Here is a 14,221-nt window from a genome sequence, read left to right on the forward strand (position 1 = left end):
AACGTATGTTATGCGACTTTCAAAACTAGCTGGTGTCTTGGGGGATAAAGGCACCCTCGTCATGCTGCCGTGTCCGCGCTTCTCCACACCGCTGATCGCCAAAAGCTAGGGCCTCAGCGTTCCCAGTTTGCGGCGGCTTGCGACCGCGACCAGCAACGTCGCACAGACCATCAGTCCGGTCGTCGCAACGAGCGCCGTTGTGATCGAACTCATCGTCATCATCGCGCTCGCAAAGATGACGCCCATGGCGTTTGCAGTTCGTAGCAACGCAAATATCTCCGCCCTCTTCGAGGGTGGAGCGAGCTTGTCGAGCTCGAGAGAATAATGCGTGCTGAGGGGCGCCAGCACGAAGCCCATGAGGACGGCGCCGCCGATCGTCGTCGCGACCGAGATGGAGGTCGCAACAAGCGCCGAGCCGGCCGACATCAACAGCAGCTTCAGGATGACCTCGGCGCGCGAGGCGCCCCGGTTTCGTACGCTTACCCAGACCCCGCCCGCGACCGAAGCCAGGCATAGCGGCACGGTGAACATGATCGCCAGGGCCGGCGCATGGCCGAATTCGAGTGCCAGCGCGACGGCGCCGATCTCGATGGCCGCGACGGCAGCGCCACCCGCCGTGGAACAGAGGAGCCAGATCATGATCTCAGGCGTGATCGTCGGCTCCGAGGATCGTGCCCCGGTTTTCTGGACCTTCGCCCCAACCGAAGGAACGAGCAGCGCCGGTAACGTGCCAAGCACCGCCATCGCGCAAACCGCAAAGAGCGGCGAGACGCTGCCGAGCCCGGAGGCAAGCACCGGCGAAAGAACGAACGTGGCTTCGCCGAGCGTCGCGGCGATCCCAAGCGCGCGCGGCAGCTTGGCGGCGGGCGTGAGCTCATTCAGGACCGTGCGCAGATAGCCGAAGGCCGCACCGTTCACCAAGCCCGCAGCCGCCGCAAGACCAACCAGGACTTCCAGCGGCATCTTCCAAGCCGCCGACAGCGTCATCAGCGCCAGCGCGATCGCCCGGAAGATCAGCAGGAAACGCAGTGCGGTTGCCGGCGTCACCGAAGACCCAAGCCGCGTCAGCGGAACGGCACCGGCCACCTGTGCAATGGTCATAGCCAGGATCATCGCCGCCCCGCCGCTTGTCGCGCCTTCAAGCTGCAGCGCAAGCAGCGAAAAAGCCACCGGCCCTGCCGCTTGCGGGACGGACAGCGTTGCCGACGATATGAACCAGCGAAGCAAGCGCCCGCGAGCCGCTACCGGTGTGACGGCATGAACGTCCAGATGATCTGTCATTCTCATTCCGATTCCGACCGCCCCTGGCGGAGCGGCGCGGATCCTGGTGGAGGTGGGGAAATGAACCTGCCCTCCTCTAGAGCAAAGCTAGCGGAAGGTCCATCGGGCGCTTGGCGATCGGAAAAATAGCGGAGTGGCAAACGATCTGCCTAGGACCGCGGCCTTCTTACCGCACGCACCACAGAGCGCGTGCCGCCGCCGGCAAAGAAGCGGTCCTTGCCATCGGATTCCAGGCCGGAGACACCGACCCCCTCGGGCATGTCGAGACGGACCAGAACCTCGCCGGTTGCCGGATCGATACGGCGGACGTCGCTTTCGTCGCCTTCCCATGTGCCATGCCAGAGTTCGCCATCGACCCAGGTCACGCCTGTTACGACGCGGTCGGATTCGATCGTGCGCCGGATCGCGCCGGTTTCCGGATCGATCTCGTGGATCTTGCGGCCGCGATGCTGGCCGACCCAGAGGCTGCCTTCGCACCAGGCAAGGCCGGAATCGCCGCCGTTTCCGGGCGCCGGAATGGTCGAGAGAACAGTGCCGTTCTGAGGGTCGATCTTCATGATCCGGTCCTCGGCGATCTGGTAGAGGTAGCGGCCGTCGAAGGCGGTTCCCGCATGCGAGGCGACATCGATCGTGCGCAGCTCGCTGCCGGTTTCCGGATCCAGCGCGTGCAGCTTCTCGCCGGAGGCAAACCAGACATGCTGCCCGTCGAACGTGACGCCGTTGACCCGCGGGGCGGTCTCGAAGGGGCCGTATTCGCGGATGATCTCAGCTGCGGATCGCTTCATGTCTTTCCTCCATCGTCATTTCGTGACGCTAGTCGCTCGGGAGCGGTCCCGGGAGTAACAATGTTGTCGGGAAGCCGATTGCCGGCGTGATTATCCAGCGTCTCGCCCGGCCATTGCCGACGCTCTCGACCTTGCCCGATGTCGCTAACGTTTCGAGCGCCCGCTGCACCGTTCGCGCGCTGATGCCGAGCGCGATCGACAGAGCCGAGCTCGACCAGCTTTCGCCATCGGCGAGGAGAGCGAGCACGGCACCGTTCTCATCCTCGATCGGTGGCGCCAGCACCGCAACAGCGGCACCATTGGCGGGCACGAGAACGAAACCCCCCTTCGTAGCCTCGATGGCCGCAAGCCCTTCGAGTTCGGCGCGCAGCCGGCCGATCTCGACCCGCAGCCGGGCGCGGTGGGATTCGTCAGCATGGCGCGCGCCGAAGGCGCGGGCGAGCAGCAGGCCGCGCAGCACGTCGTCGGGCGCGGCCTCGGCAAGCGCGCGGCCAAGCGAAAACAAGACCGGCCGGTTTGCCAGATGGACGATCCGCGACCCACGCCGGACAGCGAAGCGGCAGGCATCGACAATGAGCGCATCGGAGGACAGAAGCGCCTCGACATCCTCAAGGTGAAGCGCGCGTTCCTGGCCCCGGACGACCTCCCTCCCCGCCGGAGCATCGAGGATGCCGGCTGCGTTGCGCACCTCTGCAACCAGAGCCGGGATACCCGCATCGTCCGCCGCTGTAGCCGCGCGCGCCAAAGCCTCGCGAGCGGGTTTCGTCTTCAATCGGCGGATCGCGATCCCGGCCACGGTCAGCTCCAGGCTTGCGCGTGCGGCGGGCGGCAATGGCGATGGGTCGAGCATCGCAAGCAGCCTCTCCGCCTCATCGAACCGGCCGACCAGCAGCAGGCGGCGGATTTGGAGATTGCGGGCGTGGGCGGCGTTCAGCCTGTCCCCATGCCGCTCGAGCGTCTGGCGCGCCATCTTCAGAGCTTTCTCGGGCCAGCCGAGATCGCGGCTGACAAGGGCGATCTCGGCTTCCGCCAGGGTACAGCGGGCGCGAGCCAGCGTTTCGCGGGATGTGAAGGCGCGGTGAGCGCTTTTCAGAAGCGCCTTGGCGCGTTCGAAGTCGCCGAGCTGGGCAAGCGCGATGCCTCTGAGGGCGAGCGCCGGAGCGTCGTCGCGCAGCGCGACACGCTTCATTGCGCCGAGCACATCGCCGGCGGCAAGCGCCTGTGCGGCAGCCGTGATCATCGAGTCCATCGAAATCCCGTCACACTTGTAACTCCCACCCTCCGCTCAATCAGACCTAGGGTAATGCCAACAGGCCGGCAACGTGAAGCGCCTGTTGAATGTCGATGAGGAGATGGATGATGACAACCCCGATGACAGGTACGCGTGAAGACTGGCTTTCGGCCCGGCTTGCCCTTCTGGAAGAAGAAAAGGAGCTGACGCGGCGCAGCGATGAAATCGCCGAGCACCGCCGCCAGCTTCCCTGGGTAAAGATCAGCAAACACTACCAGCTGCAGACGGATCAAGGCACGGTGCCGCTCTCGGCGCTCTTTCGCGGGCGCTCTCAGCTCCTGGTCTATCATTTCATGTTCGGCACGGATTATGCGGCGGGCTGCCCCTCCTGCTCGTCGATCGCAGACGGGTTCAACGGCATTTTCGTCCATCTGGAAAACCACGACGTCGCCTTCTGGGCGGTGTCGCGCGGGCCGCTCGCCAAGCTGCAGCAGTTCAAGAAGCGCATGGGATGGAGCTTCGACTGGGCGTCCTCGGCGGAGAGCGATTTCAACCACGACTTCAATGTCTGGTTCACGCCCGAAGAGCAGGTCAATGGCGGCATCGAGTACAACTATCGCCGTGAGCCGCCGATGCCCGAGCCGCTCGCCGGCAAGACGGTGCAGCAATGGGAGCTGAAGGGCAGCGAGGGGCCTGTCGCGCAGATCGCCTCGATGACCGGCACCGATGTGGCGACCTACACGCGCGACCGCCCGGGCGTCAGCGCCTTTGCGATGCGGGATGGCGAGATCTACCACACCTACTCCTCCTACGCCCGCGGGCTCGATGGTCTCTGGGGCATGTACCAGTGGCTGGACCGCGCACCGCTCGGGCGCAACGAGGAAGGGGTCTGGTGGCGCCATCACGATCGCTACGGGGTCTAGCGCCATGCGTGGACGCTCCACCCCCAACGGCATGGCCGGCGTTTTCGCCGGCCATTACAGGGCCACTGTGATCAGTCGCCTTCTGCACCTGGCCGCCGCGCCTGCCTTCGGCATCATGGCTTTCCTGAATGCTGGCGATCAATCGGCGATGATGATCTGCGCCGGCGACGGCGGCTCGATGCTGAGCGGGATGCCGGTGATGTATCTGCTGATGGCGATTGTCCATCTCGGCCCGTGGCTGGATCTGCTGGGCGGGCGGAGCCAGTCGGTCACTCGATGACACCTGATCCGGTGTTACCTTGAAGCTGCGGGCTCCTGGACATTTCGCCAGCTCTCCCAGCGGCGGCGCAGCTCGCCTTTCCGCAGGCCGATACGCTCGTCAAGCACCTCGGCAGCGATCATCCTGTCGGTGCGAAAATGGCGGAAATCGCTCCGCGTCTCGCACCATGCGATCAGCATGCGATAGGCCTCTGCATAGCCGAGAATGATCGGCCAAACGATCCGCTCGGTCTCCTCGCCATGTTCGCTGCGATAGCGGAGCCTGATCTTCATACCGGTTCGGATGGCGTTGCGAAGCTGCAATGCATCGATGGTCTCCTTGGGATCGCCCGCGACCGGCTTGGTGCCAATGCTCGGTTCGGCAATATAGGGCCGCAGCCTCTCCGGTATGGCGACGGCGATCTTGGCAATCAGATCGCGGGCCGCACCGGCAAGCGATGGGTCGGAATGCTGGGAAACCCATTGGGCGCCGAGCACGGCGGCCTCGATCTCATCAGGCGTCAGCATCAGCGGCGGCATGTCGTAGTCTGAATCGAGAATATAGCCCAAGCCTGCTTCGCCGGCGATCGGCACGCGCTGGCCGACCAGATCGGCCATATCCCGATAGACCGTGCGGATCGAGATCTCCAGCTCGCCGGCGAGCATCGCTGCCGTCACCGGACGGGAAGACCGGCGAAGGATCTGGATGATCTGGAAAAGACGGTCGGCTCGGCGCATGGGGTCACTCCTGCTGCCATCATGCTGTCAGGAGCCTCCGTTTACAAGGCCCGGATACCGCACAAGCGGCCAAGCATTTTGGACGGAGACGACATCATGAAACTTGCATCCACCCGCTTGATCGTCCGCGACATCAAGGCCACTGTCGCATTCTACGAGCTGGTGACGGAAACGCCCGCCGACTGGCTGGCGCCGGTCTTCGCCGAAATCGTCACGCCCGGCGCGACACTGGCGATCGGCGCAGCCGAAACCGTTGCGCTCTTCAAAGAGGGAACCGCCGAACCGGGCACCAACCGCTCGGCCATACTTGAATTCATGGTCGAGGATATCGACGCCGAATTCTCCCGCCTGAAGGACAAGGCCGACGTGGTCCACGAGCCAAAACTGCTACCCTGGGGCAACCGCACCTTCCAGCTTCGCGACCCCGAAGGCACGCTCGTGTCGCTCTTCATGCCTGCGACGGAGGCCGCGAAAGCACGGTTTGGTGGCCGGTGAGGTCTTGGCCCAGCCAAGAAACCATGTGAACATCAGACGCAGAGAGCATCGCTTGTGCATAGAAACGCCCTGTGCACTCGACGTCTCGCCCTGGATCGACTAGCGACATCGACAGGTTCGCGGGCCGCAACAGGCGATGTTCGGCATCCGGCAAGCCACATTCGAATTTTGCGACGGGAAGATCAGATGGGCAGATTTGAGGACACCGAAGCTGCGATTGCGCAGCGGCTTCGTGCGATGAAAGCCAAGCCCGAGATGACCATCAACCTTGTTGAGTTCAGCACGCCCTTGACCGCATCAGGATACACACAGGATGAGATCACCACCGTGCTCAACGCTTTGGCGCAGGATCGCATCATTGAGATCGCGCCCGGCAACAGGCTTCGCTTGATCAAGCCTTTGCCGTGACCGGGTTTGACCACGTCCGGCAACAATGCCATCTTCCGTGACCAGAGAGCGGATAAAGCAATCCGCCGCATCGCTTGCCGCCGCACTGCCATTGATTTCCTAGCATCGCAGAGAAACTGATAACGACGGAGTGCCTTGTATGCCGGGCTCGCAGCGTTCCGCCCTCGGATCCCTCGTGCTGATTGCCGCCGTGGTCGGCTTCAGCGTCGGCGCTTTCGCCTATACGGCCGGATGGCTCAAGCCTGGCAGCCTGACCTCCACCGAACTTGTCAGCGCTCTCGCGCCTCCTGGCGGAGCCGCCCTTGGACATCGGCGCAATCATGCGAAGGGCGTGTGCTTTACGGGCAGCTTCGAAGCCAATGGAAACGCTGTGGCGCTTTCGAAGGCGCCGTTGTTCATCGCGGGGCAATATCCGGTTCTCGGGCGCTTCAATCTGGCGACGCCCGATCCTGATGCCGCCGATCCGACGGTCAGGGTGCGCGGGATCGGCGTGCAGATCGCAGCGCCCGGCGGCGTCTGGCGGATGGCGCTGATCGATCCGCCCGTCTTCGCGGTCTCGACGCCGCAAGGGTTTTACGAATTGCTCGAAGCTTCGAAGAGCAAGAATCCCGACGCGATGAAGGGCTTCGTCAGCGCACATCCGGAATTCGCGGCATTCGGCGAATGGGCGACCAAGGCACCCTGGACGGCGAGCTATGCCGAAGTGACCTTCAACAGTCTCAATGCCTTCATCTTCACCGACGCCGCCGGCAGCAGGAATGCGGTGCGATGGTCGCTCCCCCCGGAAGCGCAGCCCGTGGCGATCTCAGCCGAGGATTTCGCGAAACTCGGTCCCAATCATCTCGAAGAGGACATAACGGAACGCGTCTCCAAGACGCCGCAGCGCTGGACGCTGGTGCTGACAGTCGCCGATCCCTCCGATCCGACATCGGATCCGACAAAGGCCTGGCCGGCCGAGCGCCGCACGGTCGAGGCCGGAACGCTTGTGGTGGAGAAGATCGAGCCGGAGGCCGACGGTCCCTGCCGGGATATCAATTTCGACCCGACGATCCTGCCTGATGGCATCGCGGTATCCGACGATCCGTTCCCGGCAGCCCGCTCGGCGGCCTATGCCAAGTCCTACGATCTCAGAACCAGCGAGGCGAGCCACTATCCTCGAACAGCAGCGAGCGCAAAGCCATGACAGAGATGAAAACACGCTTCTCCGCCGCCCAGCGTCTGTTGCACTGGCTGATGGCGATCGGGATTATCGCCATGCTGTTCATCGGCGTCGGGATGGTCTCGACCATCGGCGGGCAGTACGTGCCCTTGCTGGTGACCCACAAGACTTTGGGTATCGCCATTCTGGCACTTGCCCTGGTTCGTCTCGTGGTTCGCTTCGTCTCGGGCGCACCGGCGCTGCCGCCAGATCTTCCAGAGCCGATGAAGCTCGCCGCGCATCTATCGCATGTCGCGCTCTACGCGCTGATGGTCGGTATGCCGCTCATCGGCTGGGCGATGATGTCCGCGGCGGCCTATCCGATCGTGCTTTATGGCGGAATCCACCTTCCGCCGATCCTGCCTCAGAGCGCGAGCCTGCACGCTCTCCTCTGGAGCGCGCATTTCTATCTCGCCTTCGCGTTCTTTGGGCTGGTGGTGATGCATCTAGCGGCGGCGCTGTTTCATGGGCTGGTTCGCCGCGATGGGGTTCTGCAGGCGATGTTGCCGGGCAAGTAACGTTCCGGCGCAGCTGACATTGACGACGACATCTTGGCGCGAAGCTCTTGTGTGTCGAAAGCTCGGCTCTGAGATCGTGGATGGATGCGTAGTGGCCAAACTCGGGCCCGGCCACCGCGCTATATCATCAGTGCGCGCCTGCGCCTGCCCCGGCTTTGGGTTTCTGGGCGAAGAGAACGGCGACAGCCGCAATCGCAAGCAGGACGCCGATAACGGCAAAGGTGTCACTGAAACCCATGATCAGGGCCTGTCGCTTGACGACGCTGCCAATCGTTCCGATCGCCTTCTGGGTCGCAAGGTTCGGATCGCTGACGCCGTGCGCCTGAAAATAGCTGGCCATCTGGGCGATGCGCGTGCGCACCTCGTCCCGGGCAAGGGTGACGGACTGTCCAAGGATATTCGAGTGGAACTGCTCGCGCTTCGTCAGCACGGTGGATAGCGAAGCGGTACCGACGGCACCGCCGAGGTTACGCAGCATGTTGGTGAGACCCGAAGCTGCGGCGGCGTCCTTCGGAGCGATCAGGCCCGTGGTGATCGCCGTGATCGGCGTGATGACCATCGCCTGGCCGATCGCGCGCACGATGTTCGGGATCCAGAACTGATCGCCGGCGTTATCGAGCGACAGCGTGATATTCATGAAGCAGCTGGCGGAGAAGATGGCGATGCCGAGAAAGCCGATATAGCGGACGTCGAAGCGTTTCATCAACATTGGGATAAGCGGAATGAGGATGAGCTGCGGCAGACCAGTCCAGGCCAGGACATTGCCGATCTGCTCCGCATTGTAGTGCTGCACCTGACCCAGATATTGCGGGAGGATGTAAACCGATCCGAAAAGGGCGAAGCCGACCAGCACGTTGGCGAGCACGCCGATCGAGAAGTTGCGCTGCTTGAACAGACTGAGCTTGACCAGAGGCTTGTCGACCTTCAGCTCGATGACGATGAAGGCCGTGAGGAAGACGGCAGCGATCACGCTCAGCCGCACGATGAACGGCGAGGCAAACCAGTCATCCTTGTTGCCCTCTTCCAGCACCGTCTGAAAGGCTGCCAGGCCGATGGCCATCGTGATGATGCCGGCCCAGTCCCCTTCCCTCAGCAGGCCAAGCTGCATCGGCTGCTTTTCGAGCGTGGCCGCCAACGCGATTACCATGATCGCGCTTGGACCGGCGTTTATGAAGAAGATGGTCTGCCAGCCGTAGTTTTCGGTCAGGTAGCCACCGATCGTCGGGCCGATCGCGGGGGCAAAAGTCACGGAGAGAGCAAAGATTGCAAGACCGATCGGCTGCTGAGGCTTCGGCAACTTGGTAAGCACCATCGTGAATGCCATCGGGATGAGGATCCCGCCGGCAAATCCCTGAAGGCCTCGCATGGCGATCATCGAGCCGAGGTCGTGGGTGAAGGCGCAACCGATCGAGAAAAGCGGAAAGAGGATGGCGTTCGCGAGGATGTAGTTCCTGAAGGAGAAGACCTGGCTGAAATAGGCGGTCAGGGGAATGACGACGATCTCGCCGATCAGGTAGGAGGTCGAAATCCAGGCGCCGTTGTCGACGCCCGTTCCGATCCCGCCTTCAATATTGAGAAGGGATGCGTTGGTGATCTGGATATTCAGGATCGCCATGAACGCGCCGATCATTCCGGCCAGAACTGCGATCCATTCGCGCGCACTGGCGCGTTGAAGCGATGCGGGCGCCGGAATGGCGGCCGCGGCATTTGCGGTAAGAGAAGACATGACGTGGTCCTCCTGGACCTGTGGTCAATTACTGTGCGCTGGCAGCCTTCGTGTTGATGCTCGGCTGCACGGACATGCCCGGCCGCAGATAGCCGGAGGTCGCAGTGGCGGGATCAAGAGTGATCTTCACAGGAATGCGTTGAACAACCTTGGTGAAATTGCCGGTCGCATTGTCGGGCGGCAGCAGCGCGAATTCCTGGCCGCTGGCGGGCGACAGACTGTCGACGCGGCCAGAAAAGACCTTGCCCGGGAACATATCGACTTCGATATCGACTTGCTGTCCCGGATGCACATCGGTCAACTGCGTTTCCTTGTAGTTGGCGATCACATAGGCTGCCTGCGTCGGCACGACGGTCATCAGCTGGGTGCCCGCCTGTACGTATTGGCCGACCCGCAATGTGCGATTGCCCACGACACCGTCGATCGGTGCGGTGATCGTCGCATAGCCGAGGTTAAGCTCGGCCTGAGACTGGACGGCAATGTCGTGAGCAAGGGTGGCCTCTGCCTGTGCCAGTTCAGCCTTGAGAAGGTCGATCTGCTTTTCGGCGCCCGCCAAAACGGCGGTGTCTCGCACGATCGTTGCCCGGGTCGCCGTGATCTGGGACGCGGCGAGCTGCGCCGTCTGCACGGCAGCGTAGCCGTTCGTGGCGAGGCTGGCATAGCGTTTGTCATTCTGTTCCGCGTAAGTGGCGTTGGCTTTGTCGACATCGATCGTGGCACGTGCCGCGTCGATCACCGCCTGTTGCGCATCGAGAGCCGCCCGCTTGCCATCGATGGTCGCCTTCGCTGCCGCGACGTCGGCTTTCGCCTGATCGAGCGCCGTGGCGAAATCGCGGTCATCAACCCGGGCAAGAGCCTGTCCGGCCTTTACCGCCTGGTTATCGGCGACCAGAACCTCCCTGATGTATCCGGAGATCTTGGGGGCGATGGCGCTGTTGTCGGCCTTCACATAGGCGTCGTCGGTCGAGACCTGAAACCGGCCTGTGGTCCAGTATTCACGGCCTTCGTAGATGGAGCCCGCGACCGCGATAAGCGCTGTGGCGCTGATGAGCATACGTTTCAACAGGCGGCGTTTGACGGGTGGGCTCCCCGTTGTGTCGCGATCGGTCTCGGATGCCGGCTCATGCCTGTCTTTTGCCAGGTCGGGTTGACCAATTTCGAGGATTGTAGGCTCTTCCGCGTCGACAGGGGCCAGCGGCGCAGTGCCGGAAGATTTGCCGGGGTTGAGGGTATGAAGGTTGGAAGCCATGATCGTTTCTCCTGCGCCGGGCTGACCTGACGGGTGCCGCGGCGGCATCTGGGGGCATATGGAAACTTGACGTTTTCCAAAATATGCCTGATAAATTGGCTGTCAACATAAATTTGGAAAATTCCAATGGTCCAAAATAAAACGAAAGAGACACGCTCCCGCGGCAGGCCGCAATTGCGGTGCGACGACGAGACCCGTGCCGTGATTTTGGAGGTTGGAACGCGTCAGTTCCTTGAGAACACCTTTGCCTCCGTCAGCATGACGGCGATCGCCGATGCCGCCGGTGTCTCGACCAAGACCATCTATCGCCTGTTCCCGGCAAAGGACGATCTCTTCTCGAGCATCGCCGAGGACAGGATGAGCAAATTTTTCCTGGAGCTCGATATGGCGGCCTTGGCAACGATGAGCCTTGAGGACGGCCTGGTGCGTCTGCTCACCGCCTACGGCACCCTGACCATGTCCGCAGACACCATTGCGATTACGCGCCTCGTCATCGGAGAGAGTGACCGGTTCCCGCAACTGGCGACGACCTTTTACAAGACAGCTATCCAAAGGACGAACGCGATCATGGAAGAATGGCTGCTGGCGCAATGCCGCAACGGACGCATGAAGCTTGAAGACCCCCACGTGGCGTCCGGCATGCTACGCGGGATGATGATCATGGAACCGCAGCGCACGGCCATGCTTCGCCAGGGAGATCCACCGAACTCAAGGGAAATCGCCGAACGGGCGAAGGTCTGCGCGCGTCTCTTTCTGCATGGGGCGGCCACGGCCGCTCAATGACGCCATTGTGATACCGATCCCGCGACATTCGAACGCCAAGCATCTCTCCAGCGCTGCCTTCGTGCTTCCGAGGAGTATTCGTCGATCACAGGGAGATTTCCGTCTTGTAGGAATCAACAGCGTGACCCCAACTGGGCAAGCCCTTGATCAATCGAAGCTTTCTCGACCCTTATTGCATGCGGCGAATTGCGGGTCTGCCGAACAAGCACAAGCGCCTCGGCCTAAATCTCACGCTGGCGCGATTCCTCATTCTCAACCAGATCGATCAACAGGTTGCGCATCAGGCCGCTAAGCCCGCGAGGAAAACGCAATTCAATCATTGCTTGAGATTTCAAGCCTGCATTCAATGGCCTCATCAACCGACTTCTCCGCCAGCCTCGTTCCCGCCATCGGCAAACGAGCCACGCCCAGCCGTCTCAGCCTGACGCCGTCTACCAGGTCGTTCGTGAAACTGCGGATGCTCTACTAGGGCTCCAGGCTTGCATCAAGGCGCACGGATCCAAATTCAGTCATAAATCTTGCTGACGAGGCGTTGGCACGCAGCAACGACACCGTCCGGATCCATAAGCAGCGCACCGCCGACAAGATACATGATGTCGTTGCCATAGGCAGCGCGCATTTCGGCGACACGGTCGAGCGTCATGCCGCCGCCCGGAGCGGGCGCGATGGCTTTCAGGCCACCCATTTCTGCCGAGCAGGCAGCCGAGATCGACAGGCACTCCTCACGGCTGAAGCCGAAACGGCCACCGAAATTCGGATAGATGACGGCATCTACCCCCATCAGCCTGTGCAGGGTTCCGAAGAACGTACGATGCGTGAAGCCGCAATCGGGTGACACGACGTTGGCCCCCGAGAAGGCCGGATGAGAGACGATAGGCAGCTTGAAATCCTGATCGTCCGCGAGCGTGCGGATGATATCGTAGCCGGCGAGAGCGGGTGCGATCATGACGCCGCCCGCCCCCGCTTCCTGCGCCTCTTTGGCTCGCTCGACGATTGCCGTCGCGGGTCCCGTGATATTCGGCACGAAGCTCGTCCTGCCGCCGGTTTTGGCGTTCGCCTCGCCGACAGCCGCGACACAGGCCCTCAGGCGTTCACTGAATGGAGAGGTCCGTTGGTCGACAAGACCGTGATCGTCCTTGACGAAATGCACACCGCCAATCGCGAAGTCATGGGCCAGACTGGCGAGCTCCTTTGTCGACAAACCGACCGGCTTGATCGCCGACATGAGCAGAGGCGCCTCGCCTATTCCGGCGCGCACCCGTAAACCGGCAACGCCATGGCGCGGCCCCTTGCAGAGATCGAGAATGCCGGATGAGAGACCGATATCCTCCACCTTGAGACCCGGCTTGATGGAGCTGTTACCGAAGACGATGTTGAGGAACTGCAGGAAATCGCCGCCGACATCATCCTCGGAATAGGAGATGGTCGCCAGAAAGCCCGACCGACCGTCTCTCACCTGTTCGATGCCCTCCAGGCGGCCGAGGATCACATCCTCGACATAGCCCTTCGGGACAGCAGCGCGTGGGATCTCGACCGTTTGCTCAAGCGCGATGTCGAGCGCCCGGGCTTTCGCCTCCGCAGCGTCTGCCCCACGGATGAAATAGGTGACGGTAAAGCGCTCAGCCATCAAAGCGCCTCGGCCTTCTGCGCCGAATGAACGTGATCGATGCGCACCTCCATCAACTCTTCCTCGCCGATATCGAGCGTCTTGCCGAGAAGCTCCTCTATGGCGGAGACGAGGGCGCCGGCGTCGAGACCATATTTCTTCATGAGATACGGCTTGGAGGCACCATGCGCAAAGGTGTCGTTCAGACCAAGCCGTCTCAGCCGGATGCCAAGTCCTTCCTCGGCGAGGATCTCGGCCACCAGTGAGCCGAGGCCGCCTGTCACCAGGTGATTTTCCAGCGTGACGATGCCCTTCTTGCCGCGCGCAGCCTTGAGCAGCCCTGCCCTGTCGAAAGGTTTCAATGTCGAGACATGCAGATGATGAACGCCGATCTTGCGATCGGTCAGCGGTCCAATCGCGCGGAGTGCTTCTTCGGTGCAGACACCGGAGCTCACCACGAGAATGTCATCTCCCTCGGAAAGCGTGCGCAGCTTGTTGAATTCGAACGGCGTGGAGAAGAGCCTCGGCACTTCCCCGCGCAGCACGCGCACATAGACCGGGCCATCGATGGCGTCAGCGACGTCGAGCACGGTTTCGACTTCGGTCGCGTCGCCAGTTTCCAGCACGGTCATGTTCGGCACTGCGCGCATCACCGAAATGTCTTCGATCGCCTGATGGGTGATGCCGCCGGGCGTCGTGATCCCCGGAAGGAAGCCCATGAGGCGCACCTTGCGATTGGAATAGGCGATGGAATTGATCAGCTGGTCGTAGGGACGGCGATAGAGAAACACCGAAAACGTATGAAGAAACGGGCGATGGCCCTGCATGGCGAGGCCGGCGGCGAACGACAACATGTTCTGTTCGGCCATGCCAAGCGAGAGAAACTGCTCGGGGTGCCGGTCTCTGAAACCATCGACCTCACAGGAAGAGGTCAGGTCCGCCGAAAGGCATAGCACCTCGGGTCGCGTGACGGCGAAGGCCTCGAACGCCTTGGCATAAGGACGATTGACAATCTCGACCAT

16 protein-coding genes are annotated in these 14,221 nt (G+C 62.2%); 7 read left to right on the forward strand and 9 right to left on the reverse strand.

What is annotated here, in order from left to right; translation table 11 throughout:
- Positions 1–105 precede the first annotated feature (105 nt).
- From ACODR6_RS18590 to ACODR6_RS18600, 3 genes are all read right to left on the reverse strand, one after another.
- On the reverse strand, positions 106–1,281 hold the full coding sequence (locus ACODR6_RS18590) for an MFS transporter (RefSeq protein ID WP_489023507.1): 1,176 nt from the start codon (positions 1,279–1,281) through the stop codon (positions 106–108).
- A 149-nt stretch (positions 1,282–1,430) separates the two neighbouring features.
- Positions 1,431–2,066, reverse strand: a complete 636-nt coding sequence (locus ACODR6_RS18595) for a Vgb family protein (RefSeq protein ID WP_489023509.1) — start codon at positions 2,064–2,066, stop codon at positions 1,431–1,433.
- A gap of 28 nt (positions 2,067–2,094) precedes the next feature.
- On the reverse strand, positions 2,095–3,315 hold the full coding sequence (locus ACODR6_RS18600; RefSeq protein ID WP_489023511.1) for a helix-turn-helix domain-containing protein: 1,221 nt from the start codon (positions 3,313–3,315) through the stop codon (positions 2,095–2,097).
- A gap of 110 nt (positions 3,316–3,425) precedes the next feature.
- Between ACODR6_RS18600 and ACODR6_RS18605 the strand changes: the two genes are divergently transcribed.
- Together ACODR6_RS18605 and ACODR6_RS18610 are read left to right on the forward strand one after the other, a co-directional pair.
- On the forward strand, positions 3,426–4,220 hold the full coding sequence (locus ACODR6_RS18605; RefSeq protein WP_489023513.1) for a DUF899 domain-containing protein: 795 nt from the start codon (positions 3,426–3,428) through the stop codon (positions 4,218–4,220).
- A gap of 4 nt (positions 4,221–4,224) precedes the next feature.
- Entirely contained in the window at positions 4,225–4,500 is a 276-nt protein-coding gene (locus ACODR6_RS18610; RefSeq protein WP_489023515.1) for a hypothetical protein, read from the forward strand.
- Between the two features lie 14 nt (positions 4,501–4,514).
- Here the strand turns inward: ACODR6_RS18610 and ACODR6_RS18615 are convergent, their stop codons facing one another.
- Positions 4,515–5,216: a helix-turn-helix transcriptional regulator gene (locus tag ACODR6_RS18615; protein WP_489023517.1), complete on the reverse strand. Its 702-nt coding sequence runs from the start codon at positions 5,214–5,216 to the stop codon at positions 4,515–4,517.
- Positions 5,217–5,312: 96 nt separating this feature from the next.
- Here ACODR6_RS18615 and ACODR6_RS18620 point away from each other — a divergent pair, with 96 nt between their 5' ends.
- The 4 genes from ACODR6_RS18620 (at position 5,313) to ACODR6_RS18635 (ending at position 7,835) form a co-directional block, all read left to right on the forward strand.
- Positions 5,313–5,711, forward strand: coding sequence for a VOC family protein (locus ACODR6_RS18620; RefSeq protein ID WP_489023519.1), 399 nt, complete (start codon positions 5,313–5,315; stop codon positions 5,709–5,711).
- 186 nt (positions 5,712–5,897) lie between these two features.
- On the forward strand, positions 5,898–6,119 hold the full coding sequence (locus ACODR6_RS18625) for a hypothetical protein (protein ID WP_112712510.1): 222 nt from the start codon (positions 5,898–5,900) through the stop codon (positions 6,117–6,119).
- 139 nt (positions 6,120–6,258) lie between these two features.
- Positions 6,259–7,302, forward strand: a complete 1,044-nt coding sequence (locus ACODR6_RS18630; protein WP_489023522.1) for a catalase family peroxidase — start codon at positions 6,259–6,261, stop codon at positions 7,300–7,302.
- Entirely contained in the window at positions 7,299–7,835 is a 537-nt protein-coding gene (locus tag ACODR6_RS18635; RefSeq protein WP_489023524.1) for a cytochrome b, read from the forward strand. Before ACODR6_RS18630 ends, ACODR6_RS18635 begins: the two co-directional genes overlap by 4 nt.
- A gap of 127 nt (positions 7,836–7,962) precedes the next feature.
- On the opposite strand, the gene ACODR6_RS18640 is transcribed toward ACODR6_RS18635, so the two are convergent.
- Positions 7,963–9,561 carry a DHA2 family efflux MFS transporter permease subunit gene (locus ACODR6_RS18640; RefSeq protein WP_489023526.1) on the reverse strand — a complete coding sequence of 533 codons (1,599 nt, stop codon included), beginning with the start codon at positions 9,559–9,561 and terminating at the stop codon, positions 7,963–7,965.
- A gap of 28 nt (positions 9,562–9,589) precedes the next feature.
- The gene (locus ACODR6_RS18645; protein ID WP_489023528.1) at positions 9,590–10,810 is read right to left on the reverse strand and encodes an HlyD family secretion protein; all 1,221 of its coding nucleotides are present in this window, start codon (positions 10,808–10,810) and stop codon (positions 9,590–9,592) included.
- A 126-nt stretch (positions 10,811–10,936) separates the two neighbouring features.
- Between ACODR6_RS18645 and ACODR6_RS18650 the strand changes: the two genes are divergently transcribed.
- A complete protein-coding gene (locus ACODR6_RS18650; RefSeq protein WP_489023530.1) occupies positions 10,937–11,593 on the forward strand; it encodes a TetR/AcrR family transcriptional regulator in 657 nt (218 codons plus the stop codon).
- Positions 11,594–11,814: 221 nt separating this feature from the next.
- On the opposite strand, the gene ACODR6_RS18655 is transcribed toward ACODR6_RS18650, so the two are convergent.
- The 3 genes from ACODR6_RS18655 to ACODR6_RS18665 all read right to left on the reverse strand — a co-directional run bounded on the left by ACODR6_RS18655 (position 11,815) and on the right by ACODR6_RS18665 (position 14,221).
- The gene (locus tag ACODR6_RS18655; protein ID WP_489023532.1) at positions 11,815–11,949 is read right to left on the reverse strand and encodes a hypothetical protein; all 135 of its coding nucleotides are present in this window, start codon (positions 11,947–11,949) and stop codon (positions 11,815–11,817) included.
- Between the two features lie 149 nt (positions 11,950–12,098).
- Positions 12,099–13,220: a RuBisCO large subunit C-terminal-like domain-containing protein gene (locus ACODR6_RS18660; RefSeq protein ID WP_489023534.1), complete on the reverse strand. Its 1,122-nt coding sequence runs from the start codon at positions 13,218–13,220 to the stop codon at positions 12,099–12,101.
- On the reverse strand, positions 13,220–14,221 hold the full coding sequence (locus ACODR6_RS18665) for a transketolase family protein (protein ID WP_489023536.1): 1,002 nt from the start codon (positions 14,219–14,221) through the stop codon (positions 13,220–13,222). The genes ACODR6_RS18660 and ACODR6_RS18665 overlap by 1 nt, the downstream gene beginning before the upstream one ends.

This window comes from Rhizobium sp. FG96 (genome assembly GCF_057808655.1).

Excerpts from the sequence above, each read along its gene's own strand:
- ACODR6_RS18665 (WP_489023536.1), bottom strand. The coding sequence starts at position 14,221 with ATGGTCGAGATTGTCAATCGTCCTTATGCCAAGGCGTTCGAGGCCTTC.
- ACODR6_RS18650 (WP_489023530.1), top strand. The coding sequence starts at position 10,937 with ATGGTCCAAAATAAAACGAAAGAGACACGCTCCCGCGGCAGGCCGCAA.
- ACODR6_RS18645 (WP_489023528.1), bottom strand. The coding sequence starts at position 10,810 with ATGGCTTCCAACCTTCATACCCTCAACCCCGGCAAATCTTCCGGCACT.
- ACODR6_RS18605 (WP_489023513.1), top strand. The coding sequence starts at position 3,426 with ATGACAACCCCGATGACAGGTACGCGTGAAGACTGGCTTTCGGCCCGG.
- ACODR6_RS18640 (WP_489023526.1), bottom strand. The coding sequence starts at position 9,561 with ATGTCTTCTCTTACCGCAAATGCCGCGGCCGCCATTCCGGCGCCCGCA.
- ACODR6_RS18655 (WP_489023532.1), bottom strand. The coding sequence starts at position 11,949 with ATGAGGCCATTGAATGCAGGCTTGAAATCTCAAGCAATGATTGAATTG.
- ACODR6_RS18595 (WP_489023509.1), bottom strand. The coding sequence starts at position 2,066 with ATGAAGCGATCCGCAGCTGAGATCATCCGCGAATACGGCCCCTTCGAG.
- ACODR6_RS18620 (WP_489023519.1), top strand. The coding sequence starts at position 5,313 with ATGAAACTTGCATCCACCCGCTTGATCGTCCGCGACATCAAGGCCACT.
- ACODR6_RS18635 (WP_489023524.1), top strand. The coding sequence starts at position 7,299 with ATGACAGAGATGAAAACACGCTTCTCCGCCGCCCAGCGTCTGTTGCAC.
- ACODR6_RS18660 (WP_489023534.1), bottom strand. The coding sequence starts at position 13,220 with ATGGCTGAGCGCTTTACCGTCACCTATTTCATCCGTGGGGCAGACGCT.
- ACODR6_RS18590 (WP_489023507.1), bottom strand. The coding sequence starts at position 1,281 with ATGACAGATCATCTGGACGTTCATGCCGTCACACCGGTAGCGGCTCGC.
- ACODR6_RS18610 (WP_489023515.1), top strand. The coding sequence starts at position 4,225 with ATGCGTGGACGCTCCACCCCCAACGGCATGGCCGGCGTTTTCGCCGGC.
- ACODR6_RS18625 (WP_112712510.1), top strand. The coding sequence starts at position 5,898 with ATGGGCAGATTTGAGGACACCGAAGCTGCGATTGCGCAGCGGCTTCGT.
- ACODR6_RS18630 (WP_489023522.1), top strand. The coding sequence starts at position 6,259 with ATGCCGGGCTCGCAGCGTTCCGCCCTCGGATCCCTCGTGCTGATTGCC.
- ACODR6_RS18600 (WP_489023511.1), bottom strand. The coding sequence starts at position 3,315 with ATGGACTCGATGATCACGGCTGCCGCACAGGCGCTTGCCGCCGGCGAT.
- ACODR6_RS18615 (WP_489023517.1), bottom strand. The coding sequence starts at position 5,216 with ATGCGCCGAGCCGACCGTCTTTTCCAGATCATCCAGATCCTTCGCCGG.